A 23,655-nucleotide genomic window follows, 5' to 3' on the forward strand; every position below is an offset into this window, starting at 1 on the left:
TAAAAAAACAGCCCATAACGTATTATGGGCTGCTTTATTTATAACCTTGTCTACCAACTAAAATTAATATAAATACTAAACTTTAAATTGCGAAACTAAATCATCTAATCGCTCACACTGCTCAGATAAAGCAATACAAGCATTCTCAGAACTACTCACCATAACTACCATTTGCGTACTATTATCTGCAATACGTTGCACGTTAGCATTCACATCACCACTAACATGATTTTGCTCATTAGCCGCGGTTGCAATGTGAGTATTCATGTCATTTATAATAACAATAGCGCTCGTAATTTGTTGTAATGACTTTGAAGCTTGATTTGCTAATTCAATCGTTTCTTGGCCACTTTGAGTGCTTGATTCCATTGCCGTAACCGCTTCTTTTGCTCCAGCTTGCAAGCGCTCAATCATTTTCTGAATTTCACCAGTGCTGTCTTGAGTTTTACTTGCTAACGCTCTTACCTCATCTGCTACAACAGCGAAACCACGACCTTGTTCGCCGGCACGAGCCGCTTCAATTGCTGCATTTAATGCGAGTAAGTTTGTTTGCTCAGCAATGCCTTTAATAACATCAAGTATTGAGGCAATATTAGATACATCACTATCTAAGGTATGTATGACTGAACCAGCTTGTGTAATCTCATCCGCTAAGCTTTGAATCGAAATAACCGTCTGTTGTAAAATAGTTTCTGTTGTTTCGGCTTCTGATGTTGCACCTAGACTTGCTTGAGCTGCTTCATTTGCACTCTCATTTACAGTACTGCTTGTCACTTGCATTTCATGTACAGCAGCAGCAACAACTTCACTCTCTTGTTGCTGACTCGAAGAAAACTCAGCAATATTTTTTGTTATACCTTGAATATTATCCATTTCAGTTCGAACGGTATTAGATGAAACAATAACATCAGATACAGTGCAATGGATTTTTGAGACAAATAAATTAAATGCTTGCGCTAATTTTCCAATTTCATCCTCAGAAGACACAATAATACGTTGTGTTAGATCCCCATCACCAGAAGCAACATCTGACATTGCTTGTTCAAGAGATTTAATCGGCTTTACAATCCACTTAATTAGTAACCAAATAGTAAATAAAGCAAACAGGATTGCACTTCCTGCACCAACCTCTGCAATAAGCTTTATAGAGTCGATACCTTCACGATTCAACTCCCTTAGCTTAAGTTGCTCAGCCATGATCAAACGACTAATAGACTTTAATTGCTTACGCATAGTCTTAAATTGTTCATCTAACTGCTCACTATTTTGTTGATAGTACTGTTGAGCATTATTTGGGTCAGAAAATAAAGGTTCATATAGTTGAATCCATTTTTCTGCAGCCGTAATTAAAGTAGTCAATTCAAACTGTGTGTTAGAAGGCAAAATATTTGCTTGATAGAGCTCTTGTACTTTCTTCATGCGAGGAAGTGCTTTATATGCATTATCTTTAAATTCAAAAGTATGATGCTCAATTTCTGCTACTGTTGTTGATAACATTAGCCCCTGCACTGCCGCTGTTACTTGATAAAGATCTCGATAAGCATCTTCCAAGTTTTCATTCACAGGTTGAACAAGTTCAACAAGCTTATAGTTAATCTCTTCCTGCTGATTTAATTTTACAACCGTTAAAATAGAAATAATGCTAAATAGAAAAACAATCGCCAATAATGGAATTGCTATTTTATATCCTACCGATAAACGTCCAATTTGTTTCACTAATCTCTCCAAGATAAAAACAACTAATAAATTGAATTATATAAAGAAATAACAATAATTAACTGATAAATATCATGAATACATGAAATTAAATTTATTTTAATATTAAATGTTTTTGAATTTAATTTCACTTGTCGAAAAACTGCTCAATCGCTACCAATGCGTCTTCATAAACTTTATTTAACTCTATTGAATCACAGTCTGAGACATTCCCTTTTTTACCATTATCTTCATAAGCATGGCAAAGAGCATGAAGCTGCATTAGTCCTAAGCTTCCTGCTGAACCTTTCAACTTATGAGCTAACTGATTTACTTGGTACGCCTCTCCACTGTTAATCGCTTTTTGCAATAAAAGGACATTTTCTTTAGATGAGTGTTTAAATAAACCAATGATTTTAAGCATGCGTTCTTCGCCTAATACAGCTAAATCACCTTGAAGTACTTTTTCATTTAATATCATTGAATTCTCTTCTGTTATCTCAGTGGCCATTTGGGGCCAATTCTCAGTCTCGATACACTCATTTATACCTTGAGTTTGATACGCCTCACTCAAAAAGCGATTCAACATTTTAATTAATTGATTTTCAACTAAAGGTTTTGCTAAAAAACCATCAAAGCCTGCAGCTAAATAGCTCTCTACATCTTCATCAAATACATGAGCAGAAACAGCAAGTATTGGGGTGTATTCATTGCTACCTTCTTTTTCTTGCTCAATATCTCTTAATCTTTTTTGTAATGATACGCCATCTGTATCTGGTAAATTAATATCAAGAAGTAACATATCAAACTGTTCTTTTTCCAAGGCTTCTTCGGCAAGTAAACCTGTATCAACAGCGGTTACTTTATGCCCTAAACGTTCAAGAAAACCAACTGCAACCATTTGATTTACAGGGTTATCCTCAACTAAAAGTAAATGAGCAGAAGGTACTTCGGGAATAATGCTATCCTCGTTAGGTACAGTAATACAGTGCCCTTCCTCTAATTCTAAAGAGAACCAAAATGTGCTCCCTAACCCTTCTTTAGATTCCACACCGATTTCACCATCCATCGCTTCAATAAGACGCTGACTAATTGCTAACCCTAAACCTGTGCCGCCATACACTTTCTGACCTTCTTCAGCTTGAGTAAAGGCTTCAAATAAGCTGCCAATTTCATGTTTAGCAATTCCAACACCAGTATCTACAACCTCAAATAGCAGTGTGGTATCTAAAATAACGTGTAATTGAATTGTGACACTTCCGGTATGAGTGAATTTAACCGCATTACCAACAAAGTTATTGAGTACTTGTCGAATTCGAGTGCAATCTCCAATCCACCACGCAGGTAAGTCAGCAGGAACATCAAACGCTAAGGTAATACCTTTTTGTTGTGCTCTGGAGCTAAATAGGTGGTGAACATCAGAGATCATTGAATGAATATTAAAATTGACTGCCCGAATACATAAATGACCGGCTTCTATTTTTGAGTAATCCAAAATATCATTAAGTAAATCAAGAAGGTTTTCACCACTGCGGTTAATGATATCGACATATTGCTTCTGTTGTGCCGTTAAGCCACTACCTCGGAGTAATTCTCCTGTACCGAGCACACCATTAAGAGGTGTTCTAATTTCATGGCTCATGGTTGCTAAGAATGCAGATTTCGCTCGGTTCGCTTGTTCTGCTAAATCTCGTGCTTTGTCATGATTGATAATTTCCACATTCAACAGTTCGTTACTGGATTTTAATTCTTGGGTTCTCTGTGCAATTTGTAATTCCAAACTGTCTTTATAATCTTGAAGCTCTTGTGCTGTATCACGGGCAACTAAGATCGAGCGCCCCATTTGAGCTAGTTCATCATCACCAGAGGTATCTAACTCAATATCCAGTTTTCCATTTGCAACATCGGTAATCGCTTGTTCATATTGGTTTAATCTCATGATCACGCGAGCATAAACATAGCGCCACATAATATAAATAACTAAACATAGCCCTAATAAGGTGATTGAGATCAGTAGCTGCTGTACCACTTTAAGTACAAAATTCACATCAGCAACCGCTTGCTGAGTTACGTCATTGGCTTGTTCAAGCAACTGAGCTATCGTGAGGTTTAGTTCTTGAAATTGATGTATATTCTCGTCACTTAATGCTTTGAGTTTCTTATTAATATTAACCAATTGGATCAGTTCACTGAAAAGGCGTTCACTTTTGGTAAGATTATTCGCTAGCATTAACATTTGTTGCGTTCGACTCGGATCTTCTACCGCTTGCACACGACGAGTAATAATCGTCATATCACGAGTAAAATCTTGGCGCAGTTTCTCAACTTTAGCGATATTGTGGCTATTTCGTGCATCATCGATAGTATTGACGACTTTAAAGGTCAATAGACGTAATTCATGTAACCGTTCCGCTAAATCAAGATCGATCTCAACCAAAGTATCCAATGCTTTATAAACAGCCTCTTTATCACCATTATCGACTAAATCGTAGATCTTAACGACATTTGCAATCGTAATTGTATTCGAATTCAATACTTGAGAGCGTGATAGCTCTTCTAACTGCAGTGCGGTTTTTGTTAATTTCTGACTTTTTTCTTGAATAAGCTGATGTAAAACGACCTTTTCACCAACGTTATTACCCATTGTTGCTAAATTATCGACGATCTCTTGAACTTGACGATCCAATCGAGTCAGTAGCGCTTTATCAAACGGATAGACCCCTAACCCTTTTAAACGAACGTATAAACTTTCAATCGACGTGAATAACTCTTTACCGTAAGTTTTTCGCTCTTGTTCAGAATCGACTTGGGATAATAACTGGGATGTAGAAATGATCTTAGTGCTCAAGTCCGAGATATAACGAGCTTCAATTACCGCAGGAATAGCAGAATCAATCACCGTTCTTTCGGTTTTTTCAACATATGAGAAGCCAAGAACCCCCACGACAGACCCAAAAGCCATCAGGGCGATCATTACCATGAAAGTAAGAAACAGCTTGCGACCGATCCCTGTAGAAGCAAATAACATAATCTTGAATACACTTTAGAAAAAGAAGTAATGCGAGTATCATATCACCAACCTAAAGTCAGTGCGAAGAGACCATGAAACTTACTTTTAATCCCATAATTATTCTACTATTTTCGATCTTGCTGTCTCCCCTTGCGAACGCAAATGAACCATGGAAATTATGTGCTATTTATCCACACTTAAAAGATTCTTACTGGCTTTCTGTTAATTACGGCATGGTTGAGGAGGCAAAACTCAATAACGTTGAATTAACTGTCTATGAGTCTGGCGGCTACCCAAATGTGGAACGTCAAAAAGAACAAATAAAGCAATGTGTCTCACTTGGTGCAGATGCAATTATTTTAGGAACGGTTGATCCCGTTGCTTATCAAAATGACTTAAAAGCGCTCACTGGAAACATACCTGTTTTTGCAACAGTAAATCAATTAATCAGTTCATACCCTCCGAATGCGCCTTATCATCTAGGCGAAGTCGGCGTTGATTGGTACCAAATGGGGTTTAAAGCGGGTCAATTTCTTGCCGAGAAGCACCCAAAAGATTCAGGGCTTACCTATGTCGGGTGGCTTCCTGGACCTAAAACTCGTGGGGGTACAAAACCAGTAACCAAAGGCTTTAATGATGCAATTAAAGAGAGCGATATTATCGTTAGTGCAACCTATTGGGGCGATAACAGTAAAGAGCTGCAACGTAATCTTATTCAAGATGCGCTTCAAAGTGAAAAATTAGACTATTTGGTCGGTGGTGCTGTCGCAATTGAGGTGGCTATCAGCGAATTAGCGAGCCGAAAGATGCAAAACCAAGTAAAACTGGTCTCAACTTATCTAAGCCATGCGGTCTATCGCGGTTTACTTCGTAAACGTGTGTTATTTTCTCCTACCGATAAAATGGTACTACAAGGCCGACTCAGTATTCAGCAAGCTATTGGCTATTTAAATAAGTCTCCATTGCCTTTTAGATTATCGCCAACCATTGAGGTATTAACACCTCAATATTTACCAAAAAATGTATTACTTGATTCTCTTTCTCCGGCGGAATACCGTCCAACGTTTTTTGTGGCAGCACCACAATAATTGCATTGTCATTTGATTGAGATAAAAAAGAATTAGTCTGTAAGAAATTAAAAAATAAGGAACCTTAATGAAAAAGACAACACGGATTATCCCAGGCCATAAAAATATCGCGCTTGTAGCTCATGATCATTACAAGCCAGAACTTCTACGTTGGGTAAAAGAAAACAAGGAAGCATTACAAGGTCATTTTTTATTTGGTACAGGTACTACAGGCAACATGCTTAGCAGAGAAACTGGCCTAGCAATTAAAAGTCTATTAAGTGGGCCTATGGGGGGAGATCAACAATTAGGAGCATTGATTTCAGAAGGTAAAATCGACATGATGATCTTCTTCTGGGATCCCCTCAACGCAGTGCCTCACGACCCTGATGTAAAAGCATTATTACGTATCGCGACAGTTTGGAACGTACCTGTTGCAATGAACCGCTCTAGTGCGAAATTAATGATCACATCACCAAATATGACTAAAGAGCTTGAAATTGAAATCCCTGATTACGAAGCGTATTTAGCAGAACGCCTATAATTACTTTTCTTTCTCTCAAATAAATAAAAAGCCCTTATTTCTATTACTCACAGTCAGCAATAGAAGTAAGGGCTTTTTTATAACTATGATATAGCTACATATTATTCAATGATCACTGGGTAATCTTTATCTACTAATTCCTGAACAAAAGGAGAAGGTTTACCGTGATAAACCACCCACGCTTTTCTTTTTGCTCTGGTTAATGCCACATAAAATAAACGACGCTCTTCCGCATAACTAAACTCTTCTTCGTGAGGAAGTAACGCCCCATCAAGCGACTCTGCTCTTGATTTCATTGGGAACTGCCCCTCTGTCATCTCCACAATAAAGACATAATCCGCTTCGGTTCCTTTACTGGCATGACAGGTTTTATATTCCAAGTTTAGCCCTGGGTAATATTTCAGCCATTCGTCAAAATTATCCGGTTTATGGTTATGATTGCGCCCTAAAATAACGACATTCTCACCTTTACGCGCATTCTTAGATAAAGACAGTAATTCTTTTTCTATTGAACTGTGCTCTATGACTTTAACCGCTTTTCTCTTTTGCTTAGTAAAACTTATCAACTCTTTTTTAAGCTGCATTGGGTTTTCTTGAACAAAGCGATTCGCAACCGCACCAATTTGATCATTAAAGCGATAAGTTGTCGATAACTGAGCTATTTGAGTTGATTGAAAACGCTTTTCAAATCCAGTCGTTAGCGATACATCTGCCCCTGCAAAGCGATAAATAGCTTGCCAATCATCACCAACAGCAAATAACGTCGCTTTAGTATTGTGAGTATTTTCGTTATGACAAATCGCTTCAATTAAATCCAAACGTTGAGGCGAAATATCTTGGTACTCATCAACCATCACAAAAGACCAAGGCAAATCGTATTTTTTGTCATTAATGTATTGCTTAGCTTTTGAAATCATTAATTCATAATCAATGGCTTCTTCGTGCTTTAATGTTCGCTCATACGCTTTAAAAAATGGCCAAACGATATTTAATTCACTTTTCAAACGAGCAGAATCCACATGGGTTTCAATTCGTTCAACAATCACTTTCTTATCAAGTTGCAAAGCATTTAATTGGCAAATTTGCTTATACAGCCACTCTTGCAACTTTTCGTTATGTGACTCTTCTTTTAAATCAACATCCCCTCTCAAGTAGGCTATCGGCCACTTTTTAAGGTGCTTTTTCCAACGATTGGTTGCTGTCGCATTTTTCCATTCAGAATCAAGAACATGACTAAACCACTCTTTACGTGACTTAACATCGGTCACTAAACAAGACAGTTTTGGTTGTTGATATTCAACATGACGAATAATATCTAAACCAAGTTGATGAAAGGTCGCTACTTTTACTTTTTGTCCAATATCAGATCCCAGCTTTTCTATAATCCGACCTGACATTTCTTGAGCTGCTTGACGACCAAAAGCAAGTAATAAAATCTCATCAGCTTGAGCTTGGCCACTTTCAATTAAATAGCGTACTCGTGCTACAAGTACACTGGTTTTTCCTGAACCCGCCCCAGCTAATACTAAGGTGTGATCTTCATTTAATAATAATGCACTTTGTTGAGATTCATTTAATGGCTGAGATTCACATTCAGAAAAGAACGCTTTCCATTCTACTTTTTGCGCTTCTAACCATGTTTCATTCAGCTCTTTTAGTTGCTCTTCTGGATCGGTGAGCCAATTTAATACCGGAGCAATACAGTCTGGTTGCAGCTGCTCGGCAAGTGGTATTGAAAGACCTGTTTGCTCAAAAAGATCATACAGCTTTTCAACCATCATTAAGGCTTCAGTTTGTTTAAGAAAACGACGTTGAGAAACAAAACTCTCTACTAAATCCAGCATTTGTGGTTTTAGCTGATTTAACATCGCTATCTTAGATTCTTTCCAATCGGCATAGGCATTTAAAACCGTATTGATAATGGCATCACACTCTTGCCACGGTAAGCCTGAAACTCGCCATGCCACTTTCTCATTACGATTGTAAAAACAAAGAGAACCCCAAACCAACCCTCTTTGAAAAGTCACCTTTCCACTCCATTTATCAAATGGCACCGATACTTGGAATTTATGTGAGGTAAACAACAGCTGCTCTGCTTCTAATTCAAGCTGATAATAGTCACCCTGAACTAACCACTGAGCGAAAGTGGTTGCTTTGATCTGCATGATTCAATACTACCTAAAGATAAGTTAACTCGAAGAGTGCCTAGGATATCAGGTTCTTTTTTTGTTGTCCCAGATCAGTATTAAGACAATGATCTAGTCTCTTATACTTTTTTATCGATAGGACTTTGTTATGATGGATTTTTTCCACTCGATTAGATAATACCTATTGTGACTTATCGCCAAATTTTTCGCCAATACTGGGCCAATAAAACCATCAATTTTAGCGTTCGAGTATTGCTCGCTTTAGTTGGTGCTGTCATTCCTTGTTGGTATTTAGAACAAAACACTGCAATTATCCCTTTAATCCTTGGCATCATTGCTGCCGCTTTAGCTGAAACAGAAGATAAACTTTCAGGCCGACTTAAGGCGCTTTTTTTAACCTTTATCTGTTTTGCTATTGCTGCTTTCTCTATCGAGCTACTTTTTGATACCCCTATTTTATTTGCGATTGGGCTCTTCTGTTCAACAGTTTCCTTTATTATGCTTGGGGCATTGGGGCCTCGTTACGCAAGTATCGCGTTTGGTTCATTACTGATTGCTATTTATACCATGCTGGGGGCTGCTGATAGTCCAAACCTGTGGTATCAACCGATGCTACTGCTAGGAGGTGCCGCTTGGTATTATTCCATCTCACTTATTTGGCAAATTTTCTGGCCTTTGCAGCCTGTGCAACAAAATCTCGCCACCGTATTTGAAACCATGGCAAGATATTTAGATATTAAAAGTGAACTATTTCATCCGGTTACTAACTTAACGCCTCAACCGTACCGTCTTCAAGAAGCCAAAAATAATGCTCAGATGGTAACAGCACTAAATAACAGTAAAACGTCGTTACTCACTCGTGCTCAAGGCGGACATGTTGTGGGAGCCAGTGACCGTTTTTTAAAGATCTATTTCATTGCCCAAGATATTCATGAACGCGTCAGCTCTAGCCATTATCGCTATCAAGATCTTGCGAATACCTTTAATCGTAGCGATATTCTCTTTCGCTTTAAGCATTTGCTTCATAGCCAATCTTTAGCCTGTAAGGAAGTTGCGCGCTGCTTATCGCTTGGCTTACCCTATCAACATGCCCAAACTTCAATTTTTGCTTTAGACGAGTTACAACAATCGTTAATTGCATTAAAGGAACAACAACGACCAGAATGGCGATTATCTGTTATTCAGCTTGAATATTTGTTTAGTAATCTAGCGACAGTAGAGCGCCAATTTGCCAATATCAGTAACCCTGAACACAGTTTAGAGCTTGAAGAAGACACCGTTTTAGCAGACCAAGTTGCACACACGCCAAAAGCAATGTGGCAGCGTTTAAAAGCAAACATGACAACTGATTCCGTTCTGTTCCGTCATGCTATTAGAATGGCTCTCGCCCTCACTGCTGGGTATGGCATTATTCAAGCCTTTGATTTAGATCGTGGATATTGGATTTTATTAACCACTCTGTTTGTTTGTCAGCCAAACTACAGCGCAACAAAAGAAAAACTCGTTGCTCGTGTTGCAGGAACTATTATTGGTTTATTAGCAGGAACCGCACTCTTAGTCCTGTTCCCGTCTCTTGATAGTCAACTGGTTCTCATGGTCATAGCCGGAGTATTATTTTTTGCTTTCCGTCTTGCTAACTACGGCTTTGCAACGGCCTTTATCACCATTTTGGTTCTGTTCTGTTTTAACCAATTAGGTGAAGGTTATGCGGTTATTCTACCTCGATTAGGTGATACTATTGTTGGCTGTATTTTAGCCGTAGTTGCTGTAACTTACATCTTACCCGACTGGCAATCTAAGCGTTTACATAAGGTCATGGCTGATACGGTAAATGCCCATCAAGATTATTTAGCTAATATAATTTCACAATATCGAGCCGGCAAAAAAGATTCTTTACAGTACCGCTTATCTCGTCGACAAGCTCACAATAATGAAGCGGCACTTAGCTCTGCAATCAGCAATATGCTTATCGAACCCGGTAAGTATCAAACCGCAGTTGATGAATCATTCCGTTTTCTTTGCTTATGCCATGCGATGTTAAGTTATATTTCAGCTCTTGGTGCTCATCGTACGCGCTTAAAAGATGAAGAAACACATCAGCTAGTCGCAGAGTCTCACCGTATTATTCATGCGCATTTAAATCAAATTCAATGCCAACTCAATAATACGGATTGCAGTGATAGATTAAATATTTTTGCGGAAGAGAGCATTGAAAGGAAGCTTTCTGAATGGCGTGATGAAGATGAAAATTCAGTAAGAATGGTATTGCAACAACTGCATTTAATTCATCAAATTTTACCAGAAATGCACTCTCTTTCAGAAATACTAAGCACGAGAACTAAGAGAGACAAAATAGAACAGTAAACTTTGAAGTTGATCTATTTGAGCGGTTAATATGTTGATGTTTATCAAACATTTTCACAACAAGACGTCTACACTGATACTAATGCTATTACTTATTGAATAGAACAATAATAACCTTAGTTGGAGGCTTCACTATGAAAAGTGTATTTATTGCTGCTTTTGTTGGTATTTCTAGCCCAGACCTAATTAAACGCTTGGCTTCGGTGACTCATGAAGAAGGGGGAAAATGGTTAGTAAGTAAAATCAATTACCTTGATACCCATATTTCTGCAGTAATTAAAATAGAAGTCCCTACGGCTCATAAAAAAGCGGTCCAAGACTACTTTGCCTCACAAGATGACTTACTGGTTACTTTTACCGACGCATTAGAAACGATTATTGAAAGTCAACATACTCAATTGAAAGTAGATGCAGAAGACAGAGCCGGTATCGTCAATGATATCAGTAATATACTGCAAAAAGAATCGGTTGAATTGATTGATATGGACAGTCATCGTATTGGAGTTCCAGCAAATGGCACCAGTGTATTTACCGCTACATTAAGCTTAAAGTTACCGATATCAGCTAATATAAATGACTTAGCAGCAGAGATTGAAGCACTGAGTAATGATATGGTCGTTACTATTATCTAAGCTTGGTTGACATAATTAAAGATGGCAGCCTAAATACGCTGCCATTTTTAGTTCTAACGACTCTGAATTAGGATTAACTCACCGTCCACTGTGATAATGAACGCTTAAAATCATCATAGCCAAATTGATTTAAAATCTCGATCTCTCCGGTGGTTCTCTCGCAATATACCGAAGGCATTTTTAAGCCATTAAACCAATTCAATTTCACCATGGTATAACCGGCACTGTCCAACATATGCAGTTTTTGACCAATCACTAATGGCTTTTCAAATTGGGCTTCACAGAACTGATCACCAGCTAGGCATGAACATGAGCCAATAACGTAGTGGTGTTCACCATTTTCTGATGCTTCTAATATTGAGGCAGGCTCATTATAGATTAACGTATCAAGGCGATGCGCTTCAGTTGCAGAGTCAACAATGGCCGTTTTTTTGCCATTTTCAATAATATCAACCACGCTTACTACGAGATCCGCGGTTTTAGTGATGATTGCTTCACCCGGCTCAAGATATAACTGAACTTGGTGTTTATCAGCAAAAGCTTTTAGTACTGATGCCAGTTTTTCAACATCATAATCAGGCCAAGTAAAGAAAACACCACCACCTAAACTCACCCACTCTAATTTATCTAGATGTGTACCAAATTTAGTTGAAATAGCATCTAATAGCGATGAAAAGACATCAACGTCTTTATTCTCACAATTCATGTGAAACATAACGCCATTCAAGCTTTCAAACACAAGAGGATCGAGTTGATCCGCTTGTACACCTAAACGTGAAAACTCACGCGCAGGGTTCGCAAGATCTTGTCCTGCATAGCTTACGCCAGGGTTTAAGCGTAGACCGATCGACGCTTTACCTTCAACAAGATGACGATAAGCGGCTAATTGCGATTGTGAGTTAAAGATCATCTTATCGCAAATGTCGACCACTTCTTTTACGTCATCTTCACTGTAACCCACACTGTAAGCGTGCGTTTCACCACCAAAGGTTTCATGGCCTAATTTTACTTCGTATGGACCACTGCTGGTTGAACCATCAAGATAAGGCTTGATGATGTCAAAAACGCCCCACGTTGAAAAGCATTTCAATGCCAGTACCAATTTAACACCAGAAAGATCTTTCAAGCGCTTCGCTACTTCAAGGTTCGCTATCAGCTTGGCTTCATCAATCATGAAATATGGGGTTTTTAACTCATTTTTTTTCAATTGAGTTGTCATGATTCTCTTCTCTATAAATCGAACAAAGCCGATGAATTCATCGGCTTAAAATTAATTCACCATCATTGATAATGACGATAGATATACTCTATTATTTTAGAGTTTTAATGTCTGGTTGTCCTGGCGTTAGCTCTTGAACATGCCAATCTAGGCCAATTTCAGGCATTGTTTCTAGGAACGGATCTGGGTCTAACTGCTCCATATTAAATACTCCCGCTTCAGCCCACTTACCACGGAAATATTGCAGAGCGGCAGTAATTGCAGGTACACCTGTAGTATAAGAAATAGCTTGGTGCTCTACATCTTTATAAGCAACTTCGTGATCAGCATTATTGTAGATGAATACGCTGCGATCTTTTCCGTCTTTTTTACCTTGAACCCAAGTACCGATGCACGTTAGTCCAGTATAACCTGGAGCCAGTGAGGTTGGATCAGGTAATAATGCTTTTAATACGTGTAGTGGCTGAACAACAGTACCATCGTGCAAAGTCAATGGTTCTGGGCTTAACAGACCAATATCGCGCATACAATTAAAGTAATTTAAGTATTTGTCACCAAAGCCCATCCAGAACTCAATGCGTTTTGCTGGAATAAATTCTTTCATTGAACGAACTTCATCATGCGCCATTGAATATACTTTATGGCTACCACAATGTGGGAAATCAAATTCTAACATACGGGTATGACATGGTACTTGTTTCCACTCTTCATTTTCCCAGTAGAAAGAATCACCTTGGATCTCTAGCATGTTCGTTTCTGGATCAAAGTTTGTCGCAAACTTTTTACCATGATCACCGTTATTGATGTCCATTACATCAATAGTTTCAATCTCATCAAACAAATGCTTAACCGCATATGCTGCAAAAACACTAACCACACCTGGATCAAAACCCGCACCAAGAATACCGGTAATGCCCGCTTCTTTAAACTTCTCACGATAGCCCCACTGCCAATCATAAGCTTCAGGCACTTGTTGGCCTTCTGAGCATAAATCAACAGCAACAGACGTATCTAAGTAAGAAACTTGTGCTTGATAACACGCTTCCATGATTGAAATGTTAACCCAAGGAGGGCCAGCATTAATAACAAGATCAGGCTGAACTTCTTTGATAAGAGCAACAAGTGCATCAACATCATCAGCATTAACTGCTTTTGCTTCCAATTTCTTAGTCGTATCTTTCAGGTTATTTTTACCCTTAATCGATTCGATAATTTTTTCACACTTTTCAATAGTGCGAGAAGCAATCGTAATATCACCCAGTGTGTCATTATTTTGTGCTGCTTTATGTGCAACAACCCATCCAACGCCACCAGCGCCAATTTGTAGAATAGACATTATTGTTTTACCCTTATTTGTTCTTGTTCAATTACTAAGTTATCAATTTGTTCCAATAAAGATTCAAAATCTAAAACCTTCAAACATGGATTTAAGATGGTTAGTTTCAACGCGACATTATGATTAACGACCGTTTCACCTAACACGGCTATACCACGCGTTAACGCTTCTAGCCTGACTGTTTTATTTAGCTTATCTAGATCCTTGATAATTTTACTGTTAGAGCGAAACAATACGGTTGAAAGTGACGGTTCTGCCAGTAATTCAAAACGATCATTGTTTTGAATTAAATCTGCGACTTGTTTGGTTTGTATCAATAAATGGTCGTACATTTTTCCTAATTGCTCTGCCCCTACATTTTGCATTGTCATAAAGACTTTTAAGGCATCAAAACGTTTCGTTGTCGCGATGGATTTATCGACTAAGTTAGGCAGTTCATCATCTTCTCGATTTAAGTAATCGGCATGATGTCGCAAGTAACCAAAATTAGATTTATCTTTAATTAAGATCGCACCACAACTAACGGTTTGGTAAAACAATTTATGAAAATCTACACTGAGTGAGTCGGCATGTTCAATGCCAGCTAATCGTTGCTTACTCTCACTTAATATTAATGCGCCACCATAAGCGGCATCAACGTGAAACCACATACCTTCTGCTTGTGCTATAGAGGACAATGCAGATAAATCATCAATGGCTCCGTGATCTGTCGTACCAGCGGTTCCCACTAAAACAAACGGAATTAACCCTTCTGCTTTCAATTCACCAAGTGTTTCCTCTAATGAATTGATATGAATAGTGCCATTTGAGTTTGTCTCAACACAACATACAGAACGCTCACCTAATCCTAACAAAGATGCAGATTTTTGCACGGTGAAATGTGATTTTTTAGAGCATATTATACGCAATCTACTCGAATACTCTGGTAAGCCCAATTTTTGAATCGAATGTTGGCTTACTTTGTCTGCTATCCAATCACGGGCAAGCAATAATCCCATGAGGTTGCTTTGTGTCCCACCGCTGGTAAATACACCATCAGACTTTGCACCTAATTGGTATTTTTTACATACCCAATCTATTACTTTCTGCTCTACGTAGGTTGCTGATGAGGCTTGATCCCACGAATCCATCGATTGATTAAGCGCAGCAATCATCGCTTCAGCAGCAATAGAGGAAAGTAATGGCGGAGTATGAAGATGGGCAATACAGTTTGGATGCTGGACAAATATTGAGTTTTTAACCACTAGGTCTGTGGTTCTATCAATAACATTGCGCAGATCTGATGGTTCATTATCTAGGTTTACGTTTTGAATGGCTTTTTCAAGTAAGGCTGGTGTAACCCCTGAATACGGGGATCTCACCTGTTCAAATACCAAAGCTAACGCTTGATTGGTATGATTCAACATAGAAAGGAATTGATCACTTCCTCCAGCGCCTGTTTGAATAAAGTGCTGTTTCCATTGTTCTTGTTGGTTGAATTCTTCCTGACTATTTGATTCTACCAATTGAACTGATAACTGAGACATAACAGCATCAGCTCTCTCATCAAAGAGTGCGCTCATTTTTATAACCTTGAAAATTAAGATGTGAAAAATCTATCCATAGCAAAATGCATATAGAAATTAAGCCACGTAATGGCAATTGTTTTTCAAAGATTCAAGGTTCGGTGATGCTGCCTGTTTCTAATACAGGGCACAGTGGAAGTATTAAGCAGATTTGAGTGTGTAATTTAAATGTGTTCAATGTTGGGTTTCCCATAAGCATGACGTTACCGTCACTAGTATCCCTTCTATCAACAAATTGTTGTTGATACCTACCCTACGTATTTATCTTTAAATTTTAGTAAAAATATAAAGTTAAAACGCGTCTCCCCCAGAACTATTCCGAGATTGTGAAGGAAAGTAACACAGCTGTTTATATTATGGAAATTTTTATTCATAATCATTAAATTATAAACGTCAAAAAGCCCAATCATTTCTGATTGGGCTTTTCAATTTGGAGCGACACACGAGGCTCGAACTCGTGACCTCAACCTTGGCAAGGTTGCGCTCTACCAGCTGAGCTAGTGTCGCATGCTATATTTTTCAATATAGACTTTAATAGATGGTGCCCCGGGCCGGACTTGAACCGGCACAGCGCGAACGCCGAGGGATTTTAAATCCCTTGTGTCTACCAATTCCACCACCAGGGCACGCAATTCTTTATTGCGATGCTCCTAACCAATGTGTTCTAAAAAGAACGGTTAGACACCATCTTTAAAACAGTCTGCCAATGTTACGTGACTGCCTTTTACAAATCTGGAGCGACACACGAGGCTCGAACTCGTGACCTCAACCTTGGCAAGGTTGCGCTCTACCAGCTGAGCTAGTGTCGCATGCTACATTTTTCAATGTAGACTTTAATAGATGGTGCCCCGGGCCGGACTTGAACCGGCACAGCGCGAACGCCGAGGGATTTTAAATCCCTTGTGTCTACCAATTCCACCACCAGGGCACGCAATTCTTTATTGCGATGCTCCTAACCAATGTGTTCTAAAAAGAACGGTTAGACACCATCTTTAAAACAGTCTGCCAATGTTACGTGACTGCCTTTTACAAAATCTGGAGCGACACACGAGGCTCGAACTCGTGACCTCAACCTTGGCAAGGTTGCGCTCTACCAGCTGAGCTAGTGTCGCAAAGTCATCTCTAAAAAGAGATTGGAGGCGCCTCCCGGAGTCGAACCGAGGTCCACGGATTTGCAATCCGCTGCATAGCCACTCTGCCAAGGCGCCAACGTATCCTCAATTGGCTAGCTGCTTATTTGCTGCCTTCCTCTTGGGTACGGGATGCATTCTACTGATTCAGCCATTAGAGTCAACACTATTTTTTGGTTTTTGTTTCGTTTGAATAAAATCCGGCCAAAATGAGCATAAAACGAACGAAAACAACCTCTTCACATCAGATTATTGAACACGATAGCTTAAAAACCACCAACAAATAGCAAGAAATAACCAAGGCAAAAGCCTGTAATATCAGTTATCTAAAAATCAGCGGTTTTCAAATATAAAAAAAGCGAACCTAAGTTCGCTTTTCATATAATTAGTTCAATCAATCGTCTGCATTAAGCAAGTCATCTTTCGCAGCCGCTAAGTATTGGACCATAGACCAGTAAGTTAGAATTGTCGCAACATAAAGTGCAGCATAACCTACCCAAATCATCCAATCATCATAACGCCAAATCAAAAGCCACAGCGCAAACATTTGTGAAACGGTTTTTACTTTACCAACCCACGATACGGCAACACTTGCACGCTTACCAATCTCGGCCATCCATTCTCTTAATGCAGAGATAATAAGTTCACGACCAATCATGGTGATAGCAGGGATCGTTACCCAAATAGAATGGTAGTGCTCAGTAATTAAAATTAAAGCAGCTGCTACCATCACTTTATCAGCTACGGGATCTAAAAAGGCACCAAAACGAGAAGTTTGACCTAATTTTCTTGCTAATAATCCATCTAACCAATCAGTAAAGCCTGCCACCCAGAAAACCATTGCTGCAGCAACCGCTGACCATTCATAAGGCAAGTAAAAAACAACAACAAACACTGGAATAAGTGCAAGTCGGATAAACGTGAGTATATTTGGTATCGTTAATCGCATAATAATTCTTTAGTTTTGGTCCGCTAGGTCTATGGTGCGCTTTTTTTATCCGTGTTTCAACGCATCCTGTATTTTTTCTGCCAAAGAGAGGCTAATTCCTGGCACTTTGGCTATTTCTTCAACACTTGCACTTTTTAATTCTTGGAGACCACCTAAATACTGTAATAATGCCTGTCTTCTTTTTGGACCAACGCCTTCAATATTTTGCAACGTACTGGTTTTTCTAACTTTAGCACGTTGAGCTCTATGTCCACTGATCGCATGATTATGACTTTCATCTCTAATATGCTGTATTAAATGCAAAGCAGGCGAATCACTTGGCATCGAAAACTCCTCACCAGACACTTTAACTAGGGTTTCTAATCCATGTTTTCGTGTAATCCCTTTCGCTATACCTAACAATAGTGGTTGCTTTGGCCAATCATCCCAGTGCTTAGAGATAACCTCATAAGCGCGGTTTAACTGCCCTTTCCCCCCATCGATAAATACAATATCAGGAATTTTATCTACATCAAGATGCTTACTGTAACGGCGTTCTAAAACTTGAGCCATCGCAGCGTAATCATCGCCGCCCGTAATCCCAGTGATATTATAACGTCTATACTCCGCTTTTACTGGTCCTTCCTGATTGAATACGACACAAGAAGCCACGGTTTTTTCTCCCATGGTATGACTAATATCAAAACATTCCATTCGCTGAATTGAGGCTAAAGACAAGGCTTCTTCTAATTGTTTAAATCGCTGATACATCGTCAGCTTATGATTCGATTTACTTGTAAGCGCAGTCAATGCATTGGTATCGGCTAATTTTAAATAACGCCCTTTTATTCCTTTAGGATTTAATTGAAATTGGACTTTACGCCCAGATAACTCTGTTAATGCATGCTCTAGCCCTTCGCCATCAAACTCAAAACTTGTCACTACACGATTAGGAATAGTACGGCCTTGAGAGTGGTTTAAGTAATACTGAGTTAAAAAGCTTGAGAATACTTCTTCTTTATCCGTCTTCACAGGGATCTTAGGAAAGAAGCTTCGACTACCAAGTATCTTTCCTTGGCGGATCATTAATAAATGTACGCAAGCTAATCCATTTTCGATAGCAAAACCTAATACATCTAAGTCATCACCGCTGTCATCTGAAACGTATTGCTGCTCTTGCATTCGTCTCATTGCTTGAATTTGATCTCGAATAACCGCTGCTTTTTCAAATTTCAGGGAATGGCTTGCCGCTTCCATTTGCTCAACTAACGTCTGAATAACTTGTCTATCTTTACCCTGTAAAAATAAGCGAATAAATTCCGTTTGCTCTTTATATTCATCATCGCTAACAATGCCTTTTACACACGGCGCTAAACAACGACCAATTTGATGCATCAAGCAAGGACGCTGACGATTTGAATAAACCGAATCTTCACATTGACGAATTGGAAACAGTTTTTGGATCAAGTGAAGGCTTTCTCGCACTGCTCCGGAATCTGGATAAGGCCCAAAGTACTCCCCTTTTTTACGCTTCGCCCCACGATGGATAGAGATCCTTGGATGCTTATGGTTTGAAATGAAAATATAAGGGTAAGATTTATCATCTCGAAGTAATACATTATATTTCGGCAAATATTGCTTAATATAATTATGCTCAAGGATAAGGGCTTCGGTCTCAGTATGAGTCACCGTCACATCAACATGATCAATATGACTGACTAATGCTTTGGTTTTTTCTGATGGGATATTTACACGAAAATAGCTAGATAATCGTTTTTTTAAATCTTTTGCTTTGCCTACATAAATAACCTCAGCCTCAGCGTTATACATACGATAAACGCCGGGCTGATGAGTAACAGATTTTAAGAAAGCTTTTGAATCAAAAGAAGGCACTAAAGCGTCTCAGCATCTAAAATACCATGACGAATAGCTAAGTGAGTTAATTCAACATCTCCACTGATATTCAATTTACTGAATAATCGGTAACGATAGCTATTTACTGTTTTAGGGCTCAAGTTAAGTTGCTCGGAAATATCCGTCACTTTTTCGCCTTTCGTTATCATAATCATGATCTGCAATTCACGCTCTGACAATTCTTTAAATGGATTCTCAGAATCTGGTGTGAACTGGCTTAATGCCATTTGTTGCGCGATCTCTGGTGATAAATAACGTTGCCCACTTTGAACCATACGAATAGCATTCACCATTTCGTCTGGGCCAGCCCCTTTTGTAAGATAGCCAGCAGCACCTGCTTGCATTACCTTTGTTGGGAATGGGTTCTCAGTATGAATCGTTAAAACAATAACTTTCATATCTGGATTAAATCGTAAAATCTTTTTAGTGGCTTCTAATCCACCGATCCCGGGCATATTCATATCCATAAGGACAATATCTGCCTGCTCTGTTCGACACCATTTTACGGCGTCTTCACCGCTGTCAGCTTCCCCTACTACTTTAATTCCACGGACGTCTTCAAGAATACGTCTAATCCCTGTGCGAACCAGCTCATGATCATCTACAAGGAATACTTTAATCACAACTGACACTCCGACTTAAATTTACTGCGCACCTCGACTGAGGCAAATTTTATGGCCTATTTTACCTTAAAAAATAAGGTTGTCGCCTATTGATTATGTGTTTGTACGCAAAGTTTTACTATTTATATAGTATTGACTTTAGTACCTATTTACCTTTTCATGCTGCATCTCTAAAGAAACACCACACGCTTGAAAATAAATAAATTCAATCAACTATTTATCAATATACAATAAAAGCAATCGTTAAAATAGACCTAATTGCGATGCTGATAATTGCATGAAATCCAATCCTATAAAAGGAAGAATACCATCAGCAATCGGTTTTAATTGTTTTTCGACATAATGATCGTAATCGATTGGGCTTTTTAAATACTCTAACGGCTCAGGGCCTGAAGTAGTGATAACATACTCAATCCAGCCCCCATATTTATATTGTGCTGATTTGCCCATTTTTTGGTGATAATAGTCGGCCAATCTCGCGGCTTTCACATGCGGAGGGACATTCTTTTGATAATCATCCAACTTTCTTCTTAATCGCTTACGATAAATAAGTTGGTCATCTAATTTGCCTGAGCGTGTATCATCCACATAATTACGTACGTATTCTTTTACTTCTTGCTGATGAAACACTTTATCAAATAATACCTTTTGAAAGGTTTGAGATAACGGAGTCCAATCTGTACGAACTGTTTCTAATCCTTTAAAAATAATTTCTTCTTTGCCATTTTTTCTAATCAGGCCTGCATAACGTTTTTTAGAACCCGTTTCAGAGCCACGAATAGTCGGCATCAAAAAAGTACGATAATGGGTTTCATATTCAAGTTCTAATGCAGAATCTATGGCGTAAACATCCTGTAAATGTTGTGTCCACCATTGGTTAATATAAGTAATTAACTCTTTGCCTATCTCATCGGCCTTTTCTGAAGACATCTCCTGCCCTAGCGTCACAAAGGTAGAATCTGTATCACCGTAAATGACTTCATAGCCCTTTGATTCAATCAACTCACGGGTGGTTTTCATTATTTCATGTCCACGCATGGTTATTGACGACGCTAATCTGTGATCAAAAAAACGACAGCCAGATGAGCCTAATACGCCATAAAATGAATTCATGATGATTTTTATTGCTTGAGAAAATGCTTTTTCATTATTCTTTTTAGCGACATCTCTGGCAGACCATAAAGATTCAATCAATCCAGGAAGGAAATGATGAGTTCGATGGAACCGCCCACCTCTGAATCCATCGATAGCAAATTCTTCACCTTTTCCTACTTCTAATTTTAACCCTTCAAGCAATCCAAGGGGATCAATCCTAAAAGTTCTAATAATCGATGGGTAAAGTGATTTAAAATCTAACACTAATACTGAATCATATAAGCCGGGCTTTGAGTTCATGACATAACCGCCAGGGCTTGCTATCCAATTTTCACTCTCAAGATTAGGGGCAATATAGCCAGAACGATGTAATCGAGGTAAATATAAGTTAGTGAATGCTGCAACCGAACCACCGACACGATCTAATTCAACCCCTGTGAGCTTCGTTCGTTCAATAACAAAATCGATAATGTGGGTATGTTCAAATATACGAGTAACTAATACGCAATCTTGAAGATTATATTTAGCAAGTGATTGCTTGTCTTCGCGATACATTCGGTTGATTTCACCCATACGATCGCTCGGATCATGGATTGATTTACCTTCATTAAACAACTCTTGTGATACTGACTCTAAAGACCAACTAGAAAAATGATAAGTCGCCGTTTTAAGGGCATCAATCCCATCTAGCACGACTCTTCCAGGGAAAGAGAGAAAGCCTTGTTGACGATTTTTATCTGACTCTCGCCAATATAAAGTGCTATTTCCACGCCCAACTCGAAATGCTAAGTTATGCCATTTTGCTCGTTGAATTAATAAGCGAAAATCAAAATTAATCACGTTCCAACCAATGACAATATCAGGATCAAAGGTTTGAAACCAACGCTCCAGCGCAAGTAATAACGCCTTTTCGTTCTCTACCCACTCAATCGCTAGCTCACTTTCTTCCGGCTTACCAATCATGATAATACGAGTGTCTAGATCACTGTGCAGGGCGACTGAATACAAAATCCCTTTTTCAGAACATTCGATATCTAAAGAGACTTTACTAAATACAGGAGTCACTGGTGTGGCTTTTATTTTTACATTTCGATATTCAACATGGTCTTTTCGCTGTATCGGCGTCCCAATAAAAGAGAGCCCACCACAAATAAATCGCTCCATTAGATAACGATCCGCCAAACGAATATCACTTTCAAAAATAGGTAACTGAGCTTGCTCAAAATATTGAGCAACCTGTCGCTTTTGTTGAGTCGACGAAAAATAAATACCAAGGACAGGTTGATGATGATAGGTCGTTAATTGTGTGGATTTAAGTGTGTATGAAATATTGAGATTCTTTAATAAACTCTCATACTCTGACAATCTTTCTTGTAAAATAAAGGCAACCGCAAGCTCATTATCAATAAGTAAATGTGCAATATGACCATCACACTTAACCCATAAATCAACTAAGGTTTGTGAATTTATTTCTTTATTTTGTCGGGTAAGTAAAAATCCAGTCTGATGTGAATTCACTCTTAACCTATTCTTCTTTCAATCTTATTAAATTCACCGACAACCCAACCACCAAATTCTTGTAATAATGCAACTGCTGAGCGCTTAGGTATTTTTCGTCCTTTTAATAACATGACGACTCTTTCGATCTCTGTTTGTTTCTCAGGGTAATACTCTAAGAATTTTCGTGCGCATAATATTGGGTGATCATACCACCCTTTATCTTTGTGCATGACTAGAGAGTAGCAGCTGCGTAGTAGCTTTTTCGCGATGGTTTTTTGGTGTTCTACTTGAGAATCGATAGTTTGACTGGCAGAGATTTTCTTTATATATACCTCTAACCACTCTTCAATATCCATATTCATGTTTTTGGCTATTTCCCAACTTGGTTCAAAATCACCAAATCGAGTCGATAGATCATCACCAAAAATACAAACACAGCAATGACGAAGCCAAAACCCCCAACTAAATATGGATTCTAACTGCAGTACTTCTGCGGTTTCGCCAATAGTAAAGGTAACACCAGTTATTTGAGGGTATTTGGATTGGAAGCGAACTTTAATCGTGTTTATTAACGTCTGCTCTTTATTTGTCAAAGGAACGGTTGTTAATAAGGTGACGTCTAAATTTGAACGCCCTGCTGTCGCTTCTCGTCTTGCTACGCTGCCGTATAAATAAACACTATGAACGGATTTAGGTGCAGCAGAACGAATATGTCCTATAAGATCACGGATAACGATTTCGAATTCTTTTTGAAAGGGTGATTGTTTATCAATAATAGGTAAAGTATAGCGAGACACAAAGCACTCCAATCAAGATAGATAAGGAGTTATGATCGCGATTTCATGGTTAAAAAGCAATAAAAAAACCGACCATTGAGGTCGGTTTG

At 38.7% G+C, this 23,655-nt stretch carries 14 protein-coding genes, 6 tRNA genes and 1 pseudogene; 4 read left to right on the forward strand and 17 right to left on the reverse strand.

All coding sequences use genetic code 11. The features are described from left to right. Positions 1-75: 75 nt before the first annotated feature. Positions 76-1,716: a methyl-accepting chemotaxis protein gene (locus ED622_RS06460; protein WP_122033110.1), complete on the reverse strand. Its 1,641-nt coding sequence runs from the start codon at positions 1,714-1,716 to the stop codon at positions 76-78. 127 nt (positions 1,717-1,843) lie between these two features. Further along, complete coding sequence (gene torS, locus ED622_RS06465) at positions 1,844-4,723, reverse strand: TMAO reductase system sensor histidine kinase/response regulator TorS (protein WP_122033111.1); 2,880 nt, start codon at positions 4,721-4,723, stop codon at positions 1,844-1,846. Positions 4,724-4,797: 74 nt separating this feature from the next. Between torS and torT the strand changes: the two genes are divergently transcribed. Both torT and ED622_RS06475 read left to right on the forward strand, forming a co-directional pair. Then, a complete protein-coding gene (gene torT / locus ED622_RS06470) occupies positions 4,798-5,793 on the forward strand; it encodes a TMAO reductase system periplasmic protein TorT (protein WP_122033112.1) in 996 nt (331 codons plus the stop codon). Between the two features lie 67 nt (positions 5,794-5,860). Continuing rightward, complete coding sequence (locus ED622_RS06475; protein ID WP_122033113.1) at positions 5,861-6,316, forward strand: methylglyoxal synthase; 456 nt, start codon at positions 5,861-5,863, stop codon at positions 6,314-6,316. A gap of 101 nt (positions 6,317-6,417) precedes the next feature. Here the strand turns inward: ED622_RS06475 and helD are convergent, their stop codons facing one another. After that, positions 6,418-8,481 (reverse strand): DNA helicase IV, encoded by a 2,064-nt coding sequence (gene helD, locus ED622_RS06480; RefSeq protein WP_122033114.1) that lies wholly within the window; start codon positions 8,479-8,481, stop codon positions 6,418-6,420. Between the two features lie 168 nt (positions 8,482-8,649). Here helD and yccS point away from each other — a divergent pair, with 168 nt between their 5' ends. Beyond that, positions 8,650-10,827 (forward strand): YccS family putative transporter, encoded by a 2,178-nt coding sequence (yccS, locus tag ED622_RS06485; protein WP_122033115.1) that lies wholly within the window; start codon positions 8,650-8,652, stop codon positions 10,825-10,827. A gap of 134 nt (positions 10,828-10,961) precedes the next feature. Further along, entirely contained in the window at positions 10,962-11,459 is a 498-nt protein-coding gene (locus ED622_RS06490) for a glycine cleavage system protein R (RefSeq protein ID WP_122033116.1), read from the forward strand. 73 nt (positions 11,460-11,532) lie between these two features. On the opposite strand, the gene nspC is transcribed toward ED622_RS06490, so the two are convergent. The 14 genes and pseudogenes from nspC to ED622_RS06560 form a co-directional block, all read right to left on the reverse strand. Beyond that, positions 11,533-12,666 (reverse strand): carboxynorspermidine decarboxylase, encoded by a 1,134-nt coding sequence (gene nspC / locus ED622_RS06495; protein ID WP_174213432.1) that lies wholly within the window; start codon positions 12,664-12,666, stop codon positions 11,533-11,535. A 103-nt stretch (positions 12,667-12,769) separates the two neighbouring features. Further along, positions 12,770-14,014 (reverse strand): carboxynorspermidine synthase, encoded by a 1,245-nt coding sequence (locus ED622_RS06500; RefSeq protein ID WP_122033118.1) that lies wholly within the window; start codon positions 14,012-14,014, stop codon positions 12,770-12,772. Then, a pseudogene (locus tag ED622_RS06505) lies at positions 14,014-15,513 on the reverse strand (aspartate aminotransferase family protein); the annotation flags it as partial. The pseudogene ED622_RS06505 and the gene ED622_RS06500, both read right to left, overlap by 1 nt. A gap of 497 nt (positions 15,514-16,010) precedes the next feature. Beyond that, a tRNA-Gly gene (locus ED622_RS06510) sits at positions 16,011-16,086 on the reverse strand. A 32-nt stretch (positions 16,087-16,118) separates the two neighbouring features. Continuing rightward, a tRNA-Leu gene (locus tag ED622_RS06515) sits at positions 16,119-16,205 on the reverse strand. 107 nt (positions 16,206-16,312) lie between these two features. Beyond that, a tRNA-Gly gene (locus ED622_RS06520) sits at positions 16,313-16,388 on the reverse strand. Between the two features lie 32 nt (positions 16,389-16,420). Further along, positions 16,421-16,507: transfer RNA gene (locus tag ED622_RS06525), tRNA-Leu, on the reverse strand. Between the two features lie 108 nt (positions 16,508-16,615). Further along, positions 16,616-16,691: transfer RNA gene (locus ED622_RS06530), tRNA-Gly, on the reverse strand. Positions 16,692-16,713: 22 nt separating this feature from the next. Then, positions 16,714-16,787: transfer RNA gene (locus ED622_RS06535), tRNA-Cys, on the reverse strand. Between the two features lie 316 nt (positions 16,788-17,103). Then, positions 17,104-17,658, reverse strand: a complete 555-nt coding sequence (gene pgsA, locus ED622_RS06540) for a CDP-diacylglycerol--glycerol-3-phosphate 3-phosphatidyltransferase (RefSeq protein ID WP_122033120.1) — start codon at positions 17,656-17,658, stop codon at positions 17,104-17,106. 45 nt (positions 17,659-17,703) lie between these two features. Next, positions 17,704-19,530, reverse strand: coding sequence for an excinuclease ABC subunit UvrC (uvrC, locus tag ED622_RS06545; protein ID WP_122033121.1), 1,827 nt, complete (start codon positions 19,528-19,530; stop codon positions 17,704-17,706). Beyond that, a complete protein-coding gene (uvrY, locus tag ED622_RS06550) occupies positions 19,530-20,174 on the reverse strand; it encodes a UvrY/SirA/GacA family response regulator transcription factor (protein WP_122033122.1) in 645 nt (214 codons plus the stop codon). The genes uvrC and uvrY overlap by 1 nt, the downstream gene beginning before the upstream one ends. Positions 20,175-20,417: 243 nt before the next feature. Beyond that, positions 20,418-22,787 (reverse strand): DNA polymerase II, encoded by a 2,370-nt coding sequence (locus ED622_RS06555; protein WP_122033123.1) that lies wholly within the window; start codon positions 22,785-22,787, stop codon positions 20,418-20,420. A gap of 2 nt (positions 22,788-22,789) precedes the next feature. Then, positions 22,790-23,566, reverse strand: a complete 777-nt coding sequence (locus ED622_RS06560; protein ID WP_122033124.1) for a nucleotidyltransferase domain-containing protein — start codon at positions 23,564-23,566, stop codon at positions 22,790-22,792. Between the last annotated feature and the right edge of the window lie 89 nt (positions 23,567-23,655).

Source organism: Aliivibrio sp. EL58, assembly GCF_900312675.1.
In the GTDB taxonomy this organism is placed as follows: domain Bacteria; phylum Pseudomonadota; class Gammaproteobacteria; order Enterobacterales; family Vibrionaceae; genus Aliivibrio.